General features: G+C 56.7%; 11 protein-coding genes and 2 pseudogenes. 8 read left to right on the top strand and 5 right to left on the bottom strand.

Annotated elements, in window-relative coordinates; genetic code table 11:
• The first annotated feature begins 359 nt into the window (after positions 1–359).
• Positions 360–569, top strand: a complete 210-nt coding sequence (locus CWO91_RS24450) for a hypothetical protein (RefSeq protein WP_130217009.1) — start codon at positions 360–362, stop codon at positions 567–569.
• Here the strand turns inward: CWO91_RS24450 and CWO91_RS24445 are convergent.
• The 3 genes and pseudogenes from CWO91_RS24445 to CWO91_RS44440 all read right to left on the bottom strand — a co-directional run.
• The gene (locus CWO91_RS24445; RefSeq protein ID WP_130217007.1) at positions 566–1,849 is read right to left on the bottom strand and encodes a type II toxin-antitoxin system HipA family toxin; all 1,284 of its coding nucleotides are present in this window, start codon (positions 1,847–1,849) and stop codon (positions 566–568) included. The genes CWO91_RS24450 and CWO91_RS24445 overlap by 4 nt on opposite strands.
• On the bottom strand, positions 1,846–2,130 hold the full coding sequence (locus CWO91_RS24440) for a helix-turn-helix domain-containing protein (RefSeq protein ID WP_130217005.1): 285 nt from the start codon (positions 2,128–2,130) through the stop codon (positions 1,846–1,848). Before CWO91_RS24440 ends, CWO91_RS24445 begins: the two co-directional genes overlap by 4 nt.
• A gap of 165 nt (positions 2,131–2,295) precedes the next feature.
• Positions 2,296–2,504: pseudogene (locus CWO91_RS44440) on the bottom strand (site-specific integrase); the annotation flags it as partial.
• A 613-nt stretch (positions 2,505–3,117) separates the two neighbouring features.
• On the opposite strand from CWO91_RS44440, the gene CWO91_RS24430 reads away from it, so the two are divergent.
• Both CWO91_RS24430 and CWO91_RS44435 read left to right on the top strand, forming a co-directional pair.
• On the top strand, positions 3,118–3,342 hold the full coding sequence (locus tag CWO91_RS24430) for a hypothetical protein (RefSeq protein ID WP_130217003.1): 225 nt from the start codon (positions 3,118–3,120) through the stop codon (positions 3,340–3,342).
• A 507-nt stretch (positions 3,343–3,849) separates the two neighbouring features.
• Positions 3,850–4,130: pseudogene (locus CWO91_RS44435) on the top strand (ISL3 family transposase); the annotation flags it as partial.
• A gap of 629 nt (positions 4,131–4,759) precedes the next feature.
• On the opposite strand, the gene CWO91_RS24420 reads toward CWO91_RS44435, so the two are convergent.
• The gene (locus CWO91_RS24420; protein WP_130217001.1) at positions 4,760–5,524 is read right to left on the bottom strand and encodes a ferredoxin--NADP reductase; all 765 of its coding nucleotides are present in this window, start codon (positions 5,522–5,524) and stop codon (positions 4,760–4,762) included.
• Between the two features lie 901 nt (positions 5,525–6,425).
• Between CWO91_RS24420 and CWO91_RS24415 the strand changes: the two genes are divergently transcribed.
• Positions 6,426–8,387 (top strand): putative bifunctional diguanylate cyclase/phosphodiesterase, encoded by a 1,962-nt coding sequence (locus tag CWO91_RS24415; protein ID WP_130216999.1) that lies wholly within the window; start codon positions 6,426–6,428, stop codon positions 8,385–8,387.
• Positions 8,388–9,866: 1,479 nt separating this feature from the next.
• Positions 9,867–10,844, top strand: a complete 978-nt coding sequence (locus tag CWO91_RS24405; protein ID WP_245471349.1) for a DMT family transporter — start codon at positions 9,867–9,869, stop codon at positions 10,842–10,844.
• Between the two features lie 14 nt (positions 10,845–10,858).
• Here the strand turns inward: CWO91_RS24405 and CWO91_RS24400 are convergent, their stop codons facing one another.
• The gene (locus tag CWO91_RS24400) at positions 10,859–13,495 is read right to left on the bottom strand and encodes a bifunctional diguanylate cyclase/phosphodiesterase (RefSeq protein WP_130216993.1); all 2,637 of its coding nucleotides are present in this window, start codon (positions 13,493–13,495) and stop codon (positions 10,859–10,861) included.
• A gap of 186 nt (positions 13,496–13,681) precedes the next feature.
• Between CWO91_RS24400 and CWO91_RS24395 the strand changes: the two genes are divergently transcribed.
• The 3 genes from CWO91_RS24395 to CWO91_RS43775 all read left to right on the top strand — a co-directional run.
• Positions 13,682–14,542, top strand: coding sequence for a hypothetical protein (locus CWO91_RS24395; protein ID WP_130216991.1), 861 nt, complete (start codon positions 13,682–13,684; stop codon positions 14,540–14,542).
• 837 nt (positions 14,543–15,379) lie between these two features.
• Positions 15,380–15,634: a hypothetical protein gene (locus tag CWO91_RS43190; RefSeq protein WP_165405674.1), complete on the top strand. Its 255-nt coding sequence runs from the start codon at positions 15,380–15,382 to the stop codon at positions 15,632–15,634.
• A gap of 413 nt (positions 15,635–16,047) precedes the next feature.
• A partial coding sequence (locus tag CWO91_RS43775) for a hypothetical protein (RefSeq protein ID WP_208753067.1) occupies positions 16,048–16,238 on the top strand: 191 nt, incomplete at its 3' end.

Genomic DNA, 16,238 nt, shown 5'->3' with positions numbered 1-16,238 from the left:
GCCGGCGGATGGCCTCGGAGCGGCCAATGCTATTGGCGACAGCCCAAGCTTCGATCTCGCCAACCATGGGCTTTGGCAGCCGCGCGCTCACAAGGGGATCCTTGCCGGTGGCCGGCCGACCTCGCCGCTTTTTTGGGGGCACCTTAATTGACTTCGCCATGATTTGGGTATACCTAAAAAGCAGGCCGGACGGAAGCGCGAACTTCCGAGCCGGCCCTAACCCACAACATGGGAGTGGTGATCCATGACGCAGGCTATTCAAATACCTACTACGCGCCGGCAATTTTCCAAGTGGCTGGCGGCGGCTACGGCCGGCGCCGCTACGGCCACCGTGTCCACAACCGCGCTTGCGTCGCCGGATGACGACCAGCGCGCTCCTGAGGCTCGAGGAGCAGATTTTCGCGGCATGGCGGGCGTCCCACGCCCATGACGAGGAAATCGAGCACCTCGATAAGGTTTGCCGCGCGGAGTACGACAGGCGTCTGCAGGAAGAGACGCGGTTGCAGCAATTTCTCAGCATGACTGCGCGCCGGGACGCTGTGGACGCGACGCCAGCCCCCAAAAGCTAGGTCCCCTTTAGAAGGCGTTCGCAGTCCTGGGCTCGTTTGGTCAAAGCCGTTGCCAATCGCTCGATAACGGAGTTCTCCAACCCCTCCTTTTGCGCGCGGGCGCGGATGTCGTTCACGAGGTCGGGGATCTGCCCGGCCATGGAGATCAGGGTCCCAATGACCACATCCGCGTCAGCCCGCGTTTCGCGCGCGAACTTCTGCCATTGGCGCAGCCCAATTTGATCGAGCTTGTATTCGCCTCCGACCTTCATGGCGAGTTTGACCTTCCGGTGGTCGACGTGATCGTATGGAAGAATGCTGGCTATGTCGTAGAGCGGTGCGAGGCGTACGTGCGGGCCGCTAGCCAGAAGCAAGGAATAGTTCTTTGCGTGAGCGTCGGAGCCTCCAATGAGCCAGTTGAAGCCCAAAGCGCTGGCGAACGTCTCAAGGTCAGCCTCACGGTCTGTCGAGTAGGTGCGTAGGAGCTCGATCACATCGGCGGGCGTCGGTCCGCCCTCGTTCTGGTATTTCTTGGTCGGGAGGATGCCCATGGCTTGGCAGATGTCCTCCTGATGCACGCGGATGATGTCGTTCCCACGGACTTGCCGATCGTAGCGTTCAACCACGATCGCGATTTCCTTTTCGAACCACATCACCTTGGATTCAGCGGCCGGCAGCCCGAGTTCGCGCGCGAGTTGCAGGCAAATATGCTCATTCTCGGCGTGACCATCGAAGTGGCCTGTCGGCGGTTTCAGGATATGGGTGGTCGGAATGCGTCCGGACGGAATGCCCCATCGCTTGTTCTTCAGGGCAAAAGCCGTTTTCGGCTGGACGCCCGCAAGACTGAATTGGCCCGTGTCGCGGGGCAGACGCCAGGCAGCATGATCCTCACGCAACGCCTGAAGCCGGTTTGCTAGTTCGAGCTCGTCCAGCCATTCGATCTTGTGGTCTTTGCCTGTCTTTAGATCTTCCAGCCGATCCGGCGTTACAAACTGGACGGCTCCGGCGCAATCCTCGCCGACATTGGAAATGAGAGCAAAGACGTCGCGAGCTGAGACCTGGAAGTTCTTTGCCCAACGATCGAGTACGCGCTCACTGTCCGGCAGAAGCCCCCAAAGAAAGGCCTGCACGGCGGCAGGGCCGTGTTCCTGTGCGGCAAGGGGCATGGACAGCGAGAGAGCGTAAGCTCCCGCTGATCCCCGCCAGTCGTCGTTATAGACGAAGGTCAGCCGGCTGCGGGCATCGCTGCGCACCCGGCCAACTTCATTGCCGTCCAGGAGCGCGACAAGTTCACTCGTCATGCTTTGCCCTTCTTGGCTTTGGTGACGATGACGTTGATATCAACCGCGGAGGTTGACCCGCGGCTGGTGGGCGTTCCACTGTTTGCGTCCACAGGGATGCCGAGGACGTCGAGAGCGCGGAGGACAAGCGCCAGCTCTGCGCGCGGATGTCCGTGCTCGACCTCGATCACCCATTGACGGCTGACGCCGATGCGCTTGGCCAGTGTCGACTGGTCGAGCTTGAGGCGTTTGCGTTTGTCGCGAATGACGGCGCCGACCTCGGCAGGTGTACGTATGAGCATGGGGCAATCCAAATGTCAGCGTTCGCTTTCGTTAGCGTATGTCACCGTTCGCTGACAATCGAAAAAGTCGTCGTTCGGCGACATTTCGGGATGTCATCGAACGACGACTTAAAAAAGTCCGGAAGTATCAACCTTTTCAATAGCTTAAACAAGATAAACCTGGCATTAACCAAGCAATACCCGCTCCGCTGCGGCCAGTTCCTCGCTGTCATCATGACACGGAAACAGGTGACCGTAGATGTCCAGGGCCACGCGATGGTCAAATGACCAAGGCGCTCCTGAACCACCTTCGGCGGCAATTCGAGGCGGCCATCGACCTTGCGGTTGATACACCAGCTCGCGAAGAAGTGCCGCAGTGAGTGCAGCCCGGAATATTAGGGTTTACAAGCTGCGGGGATCGATGAGCTTGCGGGCCTGCCTACAAAGCACAGCTTCGTTGATGGGCTGACAGCATTGGATTAGCTCCGCCAGTTCGGGATCTCTTGCAAAGCTCAGTTCAACAGCATCGAGCAAAATCCGGCCTCAAAATCGAAGTGCTTGCGGTAACGAGAGGCACTTGCGGCCGGATCAGAATTGCGGGCCTGCCAAATGAATTATGGGTGAATGTAGAGTATGTACTGTCCTCGCCTGAGCCCGGCATAGCCGTCAAGACCAGAGTTGGACGAACCGAAGACACTAGGATGCGTGCATCAGGCGATCGTCAAGAATCGCGGCGCATTCGCGACACTTCCTGCTTACGCCACTCGGCTCGCGCGCAAGGTGTTGGCGATCGAGCGCGGCGATGTAAGATGCGCAAGCGAACTCGCATTTTCTAGCGCGGGTCGGCTCCGTGCACGACCGTCATCGCCGCGTTGCGAGCTCGGTACCATCAGGGCATCTACAAAAAAACTAGCCTCTACTCACAGCGTTGAGGCCGCTGCCACGATTTCGCCTCTGCGCGATCGGCTAATTCATCAGTGTCATCCAGCGATTCGCGTGAGGCATGGGATGCCCGACTTGACGCTCTGGAACAAGCTGACTCGCAAGGAGCAGAGAATTGTCATTAAGCTGTTCGGCGGAGGTTCCACGCATGGCGACAGCCTGATCGAGACGGTCAACCTCACGCGGCTGGGTCTCGTCACTGAGAACGGTTTAACCTCGGCCGGCCTTGAGGCCTTCGTCGCTGCTTTCAAAGCGCAACGTGACGCGCGTCAGCGGGAGATGCTGGCGTAAATCGCGCGAGCCGGCTGCGAGATGCTATGTTCGGTTAGGTGGGTCGGGTGCGCTGGTGCGCTGGACCCGATGCCAAGCTAAAAGTGCTTGGCGGCTAGCAAGCCCAGCAGCACGGTGCCTGACACGGCAAATATCGCGATCATGTTGCGCAAGTTTTCGCACGGCGACGAAAACTGTCGTGGCATCGCCCGGTGACGAAGTCGGATTAGACTTCTTTTGCTTCGGCCTGGCGCGCTTACCGTTGCCGAGATTGCTCAAGATGGAGGAGCTCGGAGCAGCAAACCCCTCCAATGTGTCATTCGGCCTGCATTGAAACAGATTCTACCACCTGCCATTCGCCGGCTATTGCATTCTATTCTAGCTCCGCTGTACACGGCATCGTCGTTTCAAACGCTCGCGCATTGGAAGGCCCTTCCGGGTTTAAGCCGATGAAAAGTGGGTTCGCGTCCATTTGAGCCCGCCGATATCTTGGTCTGAGCATTCGCTAAAGCCGCGGCCACTCCCACCCTTGTCGAAGCTCGAGAGATCATAGCCGAATTCCACTTGATGATCCGGCGCGGAGCCGCCGCCGAGCTATCGTCATGGATCGAGCGCACTCGTGCCAGTCTCATCTGCTCATTCGCTCGTGGCGTTACGATTGATGAAGCGGCAGTTCGGGCGGCAATCACTTTGCCTTGTCTAACGGGCAGACCGAGGGGCAGATCATCCGCCTCAAACTCGTTAGACGGCAAATGTACGGCCGCGGCAAAATCGATCTGCTTCAGGCCAGACTAATCGGCGCAGAATAGAATGGTGCTGCATCAAAGCCGCGTCAGAGCAGACGAGAGCCAAATTTGAACACCGATTGACAGGAAGTCGGCCAGTACAATCAGAAGGTTTAAGGGCGCTGGCGAGCTTTCCACCAAGACGCGGCTCCATGATCTCGACGGGTAGTGTCCCCTGTCAGCCAGCCGCACGCGCCCTCAAACAGAACTTGGAGCGGGTCGGGCTGTGAAGTCAGATCGAATAGCGCGCGGTGTTCGACGACTCGAATGGCTCCAACCAGCGGACGTCGGCAAGTGGTACGTCAACACCGATGGAATCGATCGCATTGCGCCGTCCTGTTCGGACTCGTTGCTAAAGCTTTCGAGGTGTTGTTGCAGGTCCTCCGACTTCTGCTGATCGTGCCCCGCGGGCGACTAGATCGTTTAAAAGAGTAGCCGACAGGAGGGGCAGTGATAGCGACAGCGCCATGGCCACATGACAGCGGACTATCGCGCGAGTGCAGCGTGAGCAAAGTGCACGGCCAGATTGCCAAAGGTGGCGGACTTTCCGAGCCTGCAAACTGGATAAAGAACACGCACCCTTAAAGGACCACCGGCGGGCGACGGTGACAGTTGAGGTCCTGGCTCGATCTCACGCAATCTAGGGCTACTGTTCAAACGCCGTTTTCGACCACGAATTGCGCCGGCTTGCCGTGACTGCCTTCAACCAAGCCCCTCCCCATCAACAGCTCGCGGGTATCGCGCACCAGCGCGGGGCTGCCGCAAATCATGACGCGGTCATGCTGCGGCTCGACTTCCGGCAGTTCGAGATCCGAAAACAACTTGCCTGACGCGATCAGGTCGGTGATCCGGCCGCGGTTGCGGAAAGGATCGCGGGTAACGGTCGGATAATAGATCAGCTGGTAGCGCACGAAATCCCCGAGCAGCTCGTCGCTCGGCAGCTTCTCGGTGATCATTTCGCCATAGGCAAGCTCGGCAACGCGGCGGCAACCGTGTAGCAGCACGACATTTCCGAATCGCAGATAGGTTTCAGGATCCTTGATCACGCTCAGAAACGGAGCAAGACCAGCGCCGGTGCCAATCAGATAGAGATTGCGCCCATCCTCGAGATTGTCGATGACCAGCGTCCCGGTCGCCTTGCGGCTCACGGCGATCTTGTCACCTTCCTTCAAATGCTGCAGACGCGAGGTTAAGGGATCGTTCGGCTCCCTGGTCGAGAAGAATTCCAGCCGGTCCTCGTAATGGGCGCTGGCGAGGCCGTAGGCACGCAGCAGCGGCTTTTCGTCGACCTTGAGCCCAATCATAGTGAATTCGCCGCTGCGGAAGCGGAACGATGGATTCCGCGTGGTGGTGAAGCTGAAGAGATTGTCGGTCCAGTGATGGACGCTCAGCACGCTTTCCTGGCTGAAGTTGCTCATCTCACCGCTCCCGCGAAGGTTAGAGTGCGATCCGGGCACCTGTTTTCCGGAAACATCATGGTCAAGGCACCAAACGCAACGAGCGCGTTCGCTTTAAGCGAACGCAAAGGCAAGCAGGCTCGAGCAGAGCACCACCAGACCGACCACAGTCAGTGTCAGAAAGCTGTCGGAGACAAGGTCACGATTGCGCATGAAACACCCACGATTGCTCCTAGGAGCGAGGGCAGCAGTCCCGCCTTGGCTTGACGAGAAAACAGCCGGCCACCGCCTCAAGCGCCTTCTGCCTCAGCGCTCGTACTTAGGTCTCGGGAATGGGACACCGGTTAGAGGGATGCGGAGATCGTCGCGCCCACATCACCTCTATGGCCTTGGCGACATTAGACCTGCCGTTGCGTTCGTATCGTGCGTGTTTTGGGTTGAACCCGCAGCATTTCTTCGTTCTATCGGATATGGCGCTGGAAAGCGGCGCGATGTCGGGCGGTCACGATCGACACAAGCTGCGTCATCCTACCGACGTCATCGATAGAGAAAGTCGTCGGCGCAGGCGGCCGTAACTTACGATGCGTTCGGCATCTCATTTTCGTCGAGAACTATCGATCTCATACCGCCCCACCGCAGATTAGCGCACAAGCTGCCATCATGGCCGCTGAGCTGAATTCGGCGATCGATTAAAGGCATAGGTCAGTACGAAACGTACAGAACTATGCCCCCGCGTTTGCGGTGACAGAGGACAAGGGGTCGGCCCAGCTGTCGGCCCCGCCTTAGCCACCGAAATAATGAGTTCGGCCATCCCATGCCGCGCCGAACGTGGCTAACTTCAAGAATTTATCTTTTCTCAAATGTTTGCCGCGACCTTCCAGTACTGGCGGCAACGTTAGAGCCAGTCCTGCGGGGGTCCTAGATGAGGACATATCTGAGCTCGTATCTCTCGAAGCTATTCGCGGGGGATCTGGCGGCTTTCGGCGGCCCGGCGACTGATGAAGCGGTCGCAGGGCACATTCGCGCGGAGCAGATCTCCCTCGTGCTTGGTTATTCCCTGGGCATAATGCTAGCCAACGCCTGCAATGCGACGGTGCTTGCAATTGCCCTCTGGCACTCGCCCAACAGAAACTATGCCCTGGTCTGGGCAGCTGCCGTGGTTTGCGGCGCGTTATCGATAGGCTTGAAGGCGCGTTTATCCCGACGGATTACGAAGCCGCAGTTCGTCTCCCGACAGGCCATGCATCGGCTGGTGCGAAATGCGCTCGTTCTTGGAACCGCCTGGGCGATCGTTCCGGTAGCTTTCTTCGCCGACGCCTCGAATGGCGGCCAACTCGTGATCACATGTCTTTGCTCCGGGATGCTCGCTGGCGGAGCATTCGCCTTCGCTACGATTCCGGTGGCGGCCGTTGCATTCACGGCTCCGATTTTCGTGGGTACGGCAATCTGCCTCGGCAGGAACGGCGATTTCGTCTATCTGCTCGTCGCTATCCTCGTTGTGGCCTATGGCTTCGTGCTTCTGCGCGGCGTTTTCGCCCATTCTTTCGAATTCACGAAACGCACCATTGCTCAATTAGAAGCCGAACGGAGGGTCCGGCGGGATCCCCTGACCCAGTTGCCGAACCGTTTCGCCTTCAACGAAAGCCTCGAAGCTGCCCTCAACCGGTTGGCTCGCTCGGGCGAGGAATTCGCGGTTTTGCTCCTTGATCTCGATCGCTTTAAGGACGTGAACGACAAATTCGGCCACCCCGCAGGAGATGAGTTCCTCGTTCAGGCCGCGGCGAGACTGCAGCGATGCGCGCGTGAGACCGATACTGTCGCGCGGATCGGCGGGGACGAATTTGCGCTGATCGTGACCAATCTGGCCAAAGTGGAAGACGCGTTGGAAATCGCCGAGCACTTCGTCGGCGCTTTTGGCGAACCATTCCTGATCGAAAAATGCGAGATCGCGGGCGCGACGAGCGTCGGAATCGTGTTGGCCCCGCGCGACGGCGATACGCCTCATGAGCTCCTGAAAAATGCCGACCTTGCGCTCTATCGCGCAAAAAAAGCGGGGCCCGGAACGGTTCGCTTCTTTGAGGTCAGCGACGACAAATCAGCGCGCGATCGAAGGGCGCTGCAAAGGGATCTGGAGGAGGCGATCGGGAGAGACGAGCTTTTTCTCGTCTACCAACCGTTCTTTGATATTCGCGAAAACCGAGTAACCGGCTTTGAGGCCTTGCTGCGCTGGCAACACCCTGTCCGGGGAGTCATTTCGCCGGCTGAGTTCATTCCAATTGCCGAGGAAACCGGCTTGATCCACCCGATCGGTGAATGGGTAGTCCGACGCGCCTGCTCAACGCTGTCGAACTGGCCCTCTGATCTCAGGGTTGCCGTGAACTTCTCTGCAGCTCAATTCCATAACACCAGCATCCTGCAAACAATCGTGCAGGCCCTGACGCAGGCCAGAGTCGCCCCTAGCCGGCTTGAAATCGAAATAACGGAGTCGATGCTGATCTCAAAGTACGGGCCGGCATCATCGATCCTGAGTTCACTCCTGCAACTGGGGGTGACGGTGGCGCTCGACGATTTCGGAACGGGATTTTCGTCGCTGACCTATTTGCTAAAACTGCCTTACACGCGCATCAAAATCGATCAATCCTTTATACGCGACATGCTGACACGGCCGGATAGCGCGGCGATCGTAAAATCAATAATCGCGCTAGCGCAGGATCTGCACATTGGCGTGGTCGCGGAAGGCGTAGAGACCACCGAGCAGCTCGAGTGTTTGCGCCAAACCAGCTGTGATGAAGTCCAAGGATATCTCATTGGTCGGCCGGTATCAGCCGACCGCATCTTCGCCCTGCTCGACCAAAATAAGCAATGGTCGACGCCTGCCGCTTGAAACGCCTTGGGCAAACCGACAGACCATCATGAAGCGCGACGCGGCGTGCGGCGCTCGCATTGCTAGCCGAATTAATCCCAGGACAGGAATGTGACCAACTTGCGATAGCACCCTACTGCACCAAGTTCGTCACATCGTCTTGTTGTCCAGCGTCAAGGATAAGGCGAATATCGATCAACTAGGTCGAAGGTCTATCGGTAGGTATATCGGAGGCGCGAAGGCGCCGTTCCGTAGCAGCAGGGCATCCCGCAAATAACGAACCACTTCCACGATGATAATTTGCAGGTCACTTTGCGTACGAATAGCCGTATCAACGTCTTCGACCAGCTTCAACCGCTGGCGTTGCGTGACTTCTCAACCTCGTCCAGTAGACTAAGCCGCACGTGGACTCGCTGCCCGAGCCGTAGCGCACCGAGATCGCTGCGCCCCCATGAAGCTGCTGGAGGACGAGATCGGGACAGGCAATCTCATCGCCGTGGGGATCAGACCATGATTATGAAGATGATAGGAACTCTGCCATCTTAGAAACCTATCTCGACCTTAGCTTCCGCTGTTTCACATCGATCCAGCGCCACAGCCGAAGCGACATCCATGCACTGACGGCAGCTGGCTGAGATCTCCGGCGAGACCCAACAAGCTCTGCGGAAAATGAACGGAGCCCGCTCACGAGGACCTAACATTTCTGAGCGCGATGCGTGCGACTGTCAAAATGGCCATCTGAACCAGAGGCCAGAAGGGCCGGCGGCGTCCTACTGGCCGACCTTCAGGTTCGGCAAATAAGCCCTGCCGCGATAATCGTTTCGTGCTCTATGAACGCCTACCGCGACTGTTCGCCGAGCTCGCCTGGCGCGCGGCGACGGTCGCCATCAACGCCTATTGTACGATCTCGACCGCATCGAGCTTCTGCTCCCCGACCACCGCGGTCTTGAGCCGATCGCCGCTGGCGCCCCTTGCGCGGCAGTTCGGGTCCATTAATGGTTTTCCGTTCACGCACAGCTGACTGCACAACGCCGCAGCGATCCGACTGCTTCAAATGAGCTTCTAGATCTGGATCGTTGACATCAATTGCCCACCACGTTCCGTCCAAGCATATCAAGGGTGAAGAGACGAGAATTTTACCTCCCTTGCCAGAACGCACGTCGTTAAGCTCAACTTTCACGATTTCCGCTCCCACCCAATTCAGATTTCAGTGTCGGCAACCTATCCAGAATGGCTCCAGATTTAGTTGGGAGAAAATGAACACTTTTAGACACCTCCTCTGCAATTGCCTGGGGCACGGGGTCAGGCAGGGGTATTTGGCTCGGCTGTTCGGCAATCGGAGCCGCCATGGTTCGCGAAAATTAACCAAGAATTGTTTCTGTTACCCATAACACTTCCTTAAGACTTAAAGCTAAGCGAGACCAACTTTTGCTAGTGGGTCGCGAGCAATAGTCGCGCGGCAAACGCTGACGCTATCTTTCCAATTTCATGGAACGCATGATGAGCGATCTTACGGACACCGCCCGCCATCCGCAGAACCCAATTGCCATTCCCGGCTTACGGAAGGATGACGTTGTTCGCGGAATATACTGCATGATCGCCGCGAGCGTGATGTTCGCACTATCGAGCGCACTATCGAAATGGCAAGCCGCTCTCTACCCAGTTGGCGAGGTTATGTTCTTTCGCTCCGTTTCTGCGTTCGTTCTCTGCGCCGCATTGATCCTCCCGGCAACGGGCATGTCAGTCTTTAAGACTCGGCGGCCCCGCGCCCATCTTGCGCGCGGGCTGTCGCAGTCGATCTCGCAGACGTTCACTGTCATCGCCGTTAGTCTGATGCCGCTTGCAGGAGCGATCGCAATCAATTTTTCTGCATCGTTGTGGGCGGCCTTGCTGTCGTTTATCTGGCTTAAGGAGCGTGCCGGAATCGCGCGTTGGAGTGCGCTGGTAACGGGATTCGTCGGGGTTCTCGTTGTGGTAAATCCAGGTGCAGATTCGCTGCAGATTGGCGCATTGTTTGCGCTGGCAAACGCGGTTATGTATGGCAGCGTCACGGTTGCCGTTCGCGGAATGACCGCAACCGAGTCTGCAAAGACGCTGTTGATGTGGCAGATGCTTACGGTAACCTTCTTTCACTCCTTCTTGCTGCTGTTTGGATTCCGGATGCCCGCCCCGGCTGACGCAATCATGTTGACCCTTAGCGGTCTTACAAACGCCGCGGCACAATATTTTTGGACGCAAGCGCTTCACCTAGCGCCGGCAGCCGCCGTCTCGCCATTCTATTACCTGACGCTCGTGTGGGCACTTGCGATCGGATTTTTCGTTTGGGGCGACGTACCGACGCTTTGGCTTCTGATCGGGTCCGGCATTGTTGTTGCATCGGGCCTGTTCCTGCTCGTGCACGAGGCTCGGCGGCCAACCAAGAAGCCGATTTCCAGTGAACAAACTGGAGAATACGGTCTTCAGAATGTCGCTGGCTAAGCTGGCCCCAAACTCTAGGCGACAAATTTGCGCCCGAGCGACCATTTGGCAATTATTTCAGGAACTTTCGCTCTTGGAACAGGCGGACTGAACAGATAGCCTTGCCCTTCGTCGCAATCGAGCGCCGTGAGAAATTCGTACTGTCCGACGGTTTCGATGCCTTCTGCCAACGTCGTCATTCCCAGAGCGCGAGCAATACTCACCACGGCTTGCACAATCACAACGTGCTCGGTGCCTTCGGCAAGGTCAGAAACAAACGACCTATCTATCTTGATTTTGTCGAATGGGAAGCTGCGCAGATAACTGAGAGAGGAATACCCGGTACCGAAATCGTCCAGCGAAATACGGACGCCGAGTTGCTTCAACTGACGCAGGGTAGATAGGGTGGATTCATTATTGGTCATGAATACTCCCTCGGTAATTTCAAGCTCAAGGCGATGCGGCTGAAGTCCGGTTTCCGCCAGGGCGTGTCTTACGACCTCGGAGAGATTGGAAGCTGCAAACTGAATGGGAGAAAGATTGACCGCTATCTTAAGATCGTTCGGCCAGTGCGCCGCGCAGCGGCACGCCTCTCTCAGAGCCCATTCGCCAAGAGGTTGAATGAGTCCAGTATCCTCCGCTACCGCGATGAATGTTGCCGGCGGTATCATGCCATTGACCGGGTGGCGCCATCGCGCCAAGGCTTCGAATCCGGTTATGATGTTGCTCCGCAAATTGAGGATGGGCTGATAGTATAATTCCATCTCATTTTGCTCGATCGCCTCTCGCAGATCGATCTCAAGCCGCCGTCGTTGCCTAAGCTCCCTGTTCATTGCAGCATGATAGAATTTATAGCTGCCCCGACCTTGGGCTTTGACCGCGTATAGTGCCAGATCGGCGGCAATCAGAAGGTCGTCGCAATTTACTCCATCGCACGGTCCAACGGCGATGCCGATACTGATTCCAGAACGGATTCGGTGGCCGCCAATCTCAAAGGGCTTCTGTGCTGCCTCGATCATACTATGCGCCAGGGCCTCGAGCGCTGGTCGAGACTCAACCGTCGCCACAACAACTGCGAATTCATCGCCACCGAGGCGTGCCAGCACTTCATTTGCACCGAGCGTACTCTTTAGGCGCCGGGCCATCTCCTGCAGGAGCAAGTCGCCGGTCTGATGGCCAAGCGTATCGTTGATAGCTTTAAAACGATCGAGATCAAGAAACAGGACGGCGAATTCCGCCGGTGGCTGCCCGTTGTCTACTGCCGATGGTTGCCGGCGGCTCATCTGGTCGAGCATGGAGCGGAACATCCGCCGGTTTGGGAGACCGGTGAGGGAATCCTCGGAACTAACGCGGACTGCATCTGCTTCAGCGCGCGATCTTTTCGTGACGTCAGTGAAGGTTTGGACGAATCCACCATCGGGAAGACTTTCCCTGCGAATCTCGATGATTGATCCATCTGGCATCGTTCGTTCGCTAACGCCGAGTTCTCCTGCGACAAGATCTGCCAAGATCCGAACAGACGCCGCGGTCAATCTGCCCGTCGGTGTCTCGTATTCGGCGAGTTGATCGACTCTTGGTGGGTTCTGTATGAACTCTACGGGCAAATCGAGCAACTCGCCGCAGCGACGATTGATAATCGGAATCTGCTGGTCATAGGTAACCAGCATAATTCCTTGGTTCATATACTCGAGCGTAAGGTCAAGCTGATTCGCTTTTTGTCTTGCCTTCGCGTCTATCCGTAGAAGCTGCTCAAGAGCAATGAGAACCAGCAAAGTAAGTAAGGTGCCCACCAACGAATTCAACTTGAGCGCGTTCCGAGAGCTTTCCAGGATCTGGCTTTTGCTCAAGCTAACGCTGACCCACAATGGATAGCCCTTGACCTTGCGGACAGTAATGAAACGCGTCTCGTTGTTGGCAGGATCAATGCTCTCAAATGTAGTTTCGACCCCGGCTCGCATTTGGTCGAGCAGTTCTGTTCCGCTAAGATCGTCTCCAAGTGCGTAACCGACCGCGCTCCCGCCACTCGAACGAACCACGCCATCACTTCCGATCAGGGCGATCGCCGCCGCCGATCCAAAATTGATATTGTTGTAGAATTTCGTCAAATGGTCTGGATTGAGCGAGGCCACGACGACGCCGCCGAACGTCTGGTCACTGTTCACGAAGCGGCGCGTGAATTGCACGGACCATTTTCCGCTGACACGGCCAACTACCGGCTTGCTGATAAAAAGCTGATCCGCGATGTTGTTCAAATGAAACTTAAAGTGCTCCCGATCGCTCAGATCCAGGGCAGGCGCGGGTTGAGGACCGCTGTTCGACGCGCGCATAATTCCCTTGTCATCAATAATGGCGACTTGGACGATAATGTCGCTCAGCACGTCGGTCGTGTTGGCAATAGCGCTGAAACTAACCGAATTTTTCCGGGTCTCAATGCTCCGTCGCAAGTATAGGAGCGCCTTATCAATTTCTCCGATTGATCGAAGAACATTCTCTTCGAATACCAGCGCAAAGTTATGAGCGTCCCGATGCGCCTCTCTTTGATCCCCCCGAACATCGCCGAAGTATTTTACAGCAACTCCTGCCCACACCATGGTGATGATCACCAGGCCGAAAATTGCCGAGCTTCGACGCTCAGCAATCAGCTTTGGCAGCTCTAGGATTTGTAAATTCATGCCGAAAACAGGCCCCCTATCGGCAGGGCTTACTCGTCGGATATTTCGGGCGACTTAACTTCATTGATCGGCCACCGGAGCGTGGAAGGTTAACCTTAATAGATGAGTCACCACTCTTCCGAGTTGACGCTGAGAAAAATAACCGATTATTAACTCGCGATAAAAAGATCTTCTTTCGGAGTTCATATGTCGGGTTGCGATACGGCTGTTTCGAAAGAAGACACATCAACCAACACTCAAATAACGGCTTGTCCGCAACCCTTTGGCAACAAAGCTGTTGACGGACGATCAATCCAAATTGCGGTGCCTGTCACTCATCGAGCCAAGGAGATCGCGCCAGAAAAGGTCCTGCAAGCCTTCAATACCTGGGCTTTTAAGCGTGAGCAACCTGACAACTCTGTTGCAATGTTGCAGAGCATTTCCAAATCAATTGCGGTCAGAAATCCTGTTCCGTTTGTGCTCTATTGGGGCAAAGGTCCGCGGTCCAACATCGACAAGCCAGATTTCGAATGTCTGAACTATTTGGCTGCCTTCACCCATCGAATCAGTAAAACATACGCGCCCGGGGCAGCACTAAGATTGATTTTCACCGATACCCATGCGGAATTGAACGGACATTCATCACAGAGCATACGCCAATATTTTGATGAGGTTGCGGATGGCGCCCGCGAACGCGGTTTCGAGAGCTGTTGGTTGGGTGACCTCACAAAGGCCGCGGAAGCGGATAACACAAGTCCTTTAATCGATGGAATCGTACCGGAGCCGACTTTCCAGCGGCTGCTTGCTAGCGCGATGAAATGGTATCGTGGAAATGGAAGTTGTGAAGAGGGCGCATTAGAATATTACCGGATGAACATGGTCGAAAAACGTGCGGTCGAACGCGCATTTCCTGACTCAATTTTCATCACCTTCAATGGAAGCGAATTTCGAGAGCTTTTTCCCCAAAGCCTTCCAATCTTCTACATGTATTCGCTTCGCAAAGGGATCAGCATCAAACCTTGGTTTCTCTTCCCAGATACGGCCGCCTGCGAACAGCGAGCAAGTTAGTCTCGCGTATTGGAAAGGCCGCGCTAGTGGATGAAATTCCTTCACGCCGCATGAGCCCCGAAGCGCAACAACAGCGGCCGCCTGATCTAGCCTCGCTCCGCGAACGTCGATAACGCGTGGGAATTTCGAGGCTCGTGTAGGAAGTCAAGCGACCATCATCGACCAAGACACGCGGCTCAGATCTGGTCGCGGGTGCGCCCATCGAATCGCGACCGCCCTTGCCATCTCGCGTGCGCACTATTTGCCCTTGGCACTTTGCGGCGTTTGCGCAGCCGGTGTTGCTCGCGCCGCGTAGGCCGGCTCCGAAGCGATAACGACACAGACAATCATCATCAACCCGACTTTGATCGAAAGCTCCCTCCTGCGCTGTGGCATAATTGCGCGAATCCACGCGGCGCGGCGTGCGGGTGACTGTCGTGTCCACGATCGCGCGATCGCGAGCCAGACGCCAATGATAGCCGACGAACTTCGACGGCAGGCGGACGAATTTATCGACCTGGCACAGTCGAAGCTGAAGCTGGGTCGCAATCTGTCCGATCCGTTAGACCCACGTCAGAACGAGCGCCGGGCTCGAAAATCGGAGTGCCAGAGAGACTCTGAACGCCCCGCGGAATCCGCCGCTCCCATCCGCATTTCTAGGAACGCAACGCCTAACCGGCCGGCACCAATACCCGTCACCACAGTTCGCTGACCTGGGTTAATCCCCGGCTGGGCTGTGGCCTTTGGACCCCTCTAAAATGCACCTTTTGTAAAGTCTGTGAACGAGGCCGCCGGGACCGTTAGCAAGGACGCACCCATGGGGCCATGCCAGCTTTCGCAGCTCTGGTTGGTGGTTGCATGGAGATTGGCGCCGTCGATGAAGAGCGCGACCTTGTTCGGGGCTATCATTCGGGCACGAACCTGACATTGGATCTACGCGGCAACGGAATGATCGTTACGCAGCAGAGAGTGTTGCCGCCCGAACCCGACTTCCCTGCCACGATCGCGCTCGATCAAAGTCTCCAGCAACTCGCGGCGATCGGTTTCTGTCATCCTGCAGTCTGCCATGCAGCGATCATCAGAGACGCAAGAATAAGCAACAGGATCGCGTAAAGCAGAAGTTGAGAGATCAAGTCACCATCGCGCTCGAACATTATATCTCCCATCCGCGCTGCCCCTGTTAGGCTTGGCCGGCACACTGACTTTGCCAGCTCTTTGGGCGCTTTTGCTCGACCAACACTGTACGAAACGAACGAACAATCTCCTTTCTTACCTGGGTGTATCGTCTCGGCTTCACATTTGCCTCGTGTCGGCTTCACATTGGAGCGCTTTGTTTAATCGATTAATGCAACGAGACGCACGTTCGCACCTAATGCTCCATTTGGCCGGCTTCTCCAGTGTATTTCAGCACCTCCAGCCGAAGACGATGACTGCAGTCCGGGCCATGTCTAGATCCGCTGCGGGTACTGTCCAGACGTTGGGGAGTGGGCTCGCCGCGAGCGAAGCTGATCTCTCAAGACGCGCGCGTGGGATTCACTTCCGGGGCTCAACGACTGTTTTTGTTGATCCATCCGGCGCTGCCTGCATCCCCGGTGGGCTTTGGCCTTGAGGACTTTCCGGCGGCGCACCACCTGATTTCGTGTCGACCGGTCCACTCCAACCTTGTGGCTGCAATTGACCTTTTTCTTCGGGAGCCGAGCGTCCGGTTGCCGAGTTT

This window comes from Bradyrhizobium genosp. SA-3 (genome assembly GCF_004212635.1).
In the GTDB taxonomy this organism is placed as follows: domain Bacteria; phylum Pseudomonadota; class Alphaproteobacteria; order Rhizobiales; family Xanthobacteraceae; genus Bradyrhizobium.
Note: the sequence above shows the minus strand (reverse complement) of the source record. Positions and strands in the feature narration are given on the sequence as shown.

Bases quoted from the DNA above. Each gene is read 5' to 3' on its own strand.
- CWO91_RS24450 (WP_130217009.1), top strand. From the start codon at position 360: ATGACGACCAGCGCGCTCCTGAGGCTCGAGGAGCAGATTTTCGCGGCA.
- CWO91_RS24445 (WP_130217007.1), bottom strand. From the start codon at position 1,849: ATGACGAGTGAACTTGTCGCGCTCCTGGACGGCAATGAAGTTGGCCGG.
- CWO91_RS24440 (WP_130217005.1), bottom strand. From the start codon at position 2,130: ATGCTCATACGTACACCTGCCGAGGTCGGCGCCGTCATTCGCGACAAA.
- CWO91_RS24430 (WP_130217003.1), top strand. From the start codon at position 3,118: ATGCCCGACTTGACGCTCTGGAACAAGCTGACTCGCAAGGAGCAGAGA.
- CWO91_RS24420 (WP_130217001.1), bottom strand. From the start codon at position 5,524: ATGAGCAACTTCAGCCAGGAAAGCGTGCTGAGCGTCCATCACTGGACC.
- CWO91_RS24415 (WP_130216999.1), top strand. From the start codon at position 6,426: ATGAGGACATATCTGAGCTCGTATCTCTCGAAGCTATTCGCGGGGGAT.
- CWO91_RS24405 (WP_245471349.1), top strand. From the start codon at position 9,867: ATGAGCGATCTTACGGACACCGCCCGCCATCCGCAGAACCCAATTGCC.
- CWO91_RS24400 (WP_130216993.1), bottom strand. From the start codon at position 13,495: ATGAATTTACAAATCCTAGAGCTGCCAAAGCTGATTGCTGAGCGTCGA.
- CWO91_RS24395 (WP_130216991.1), top strand. From the start codon at position 13,682: ATGTCGGGTTGCGATACGGCTGTTTCGAAAGAAGACACATCAACCAAC.
- CWO91_RS43190 (WP_165405674.1), top strand. From the start codon at position 15,380: ATGGAGATTGGCGCCGTCGATGAAGAGCGCGACCTTGTTCGGGGCTAT.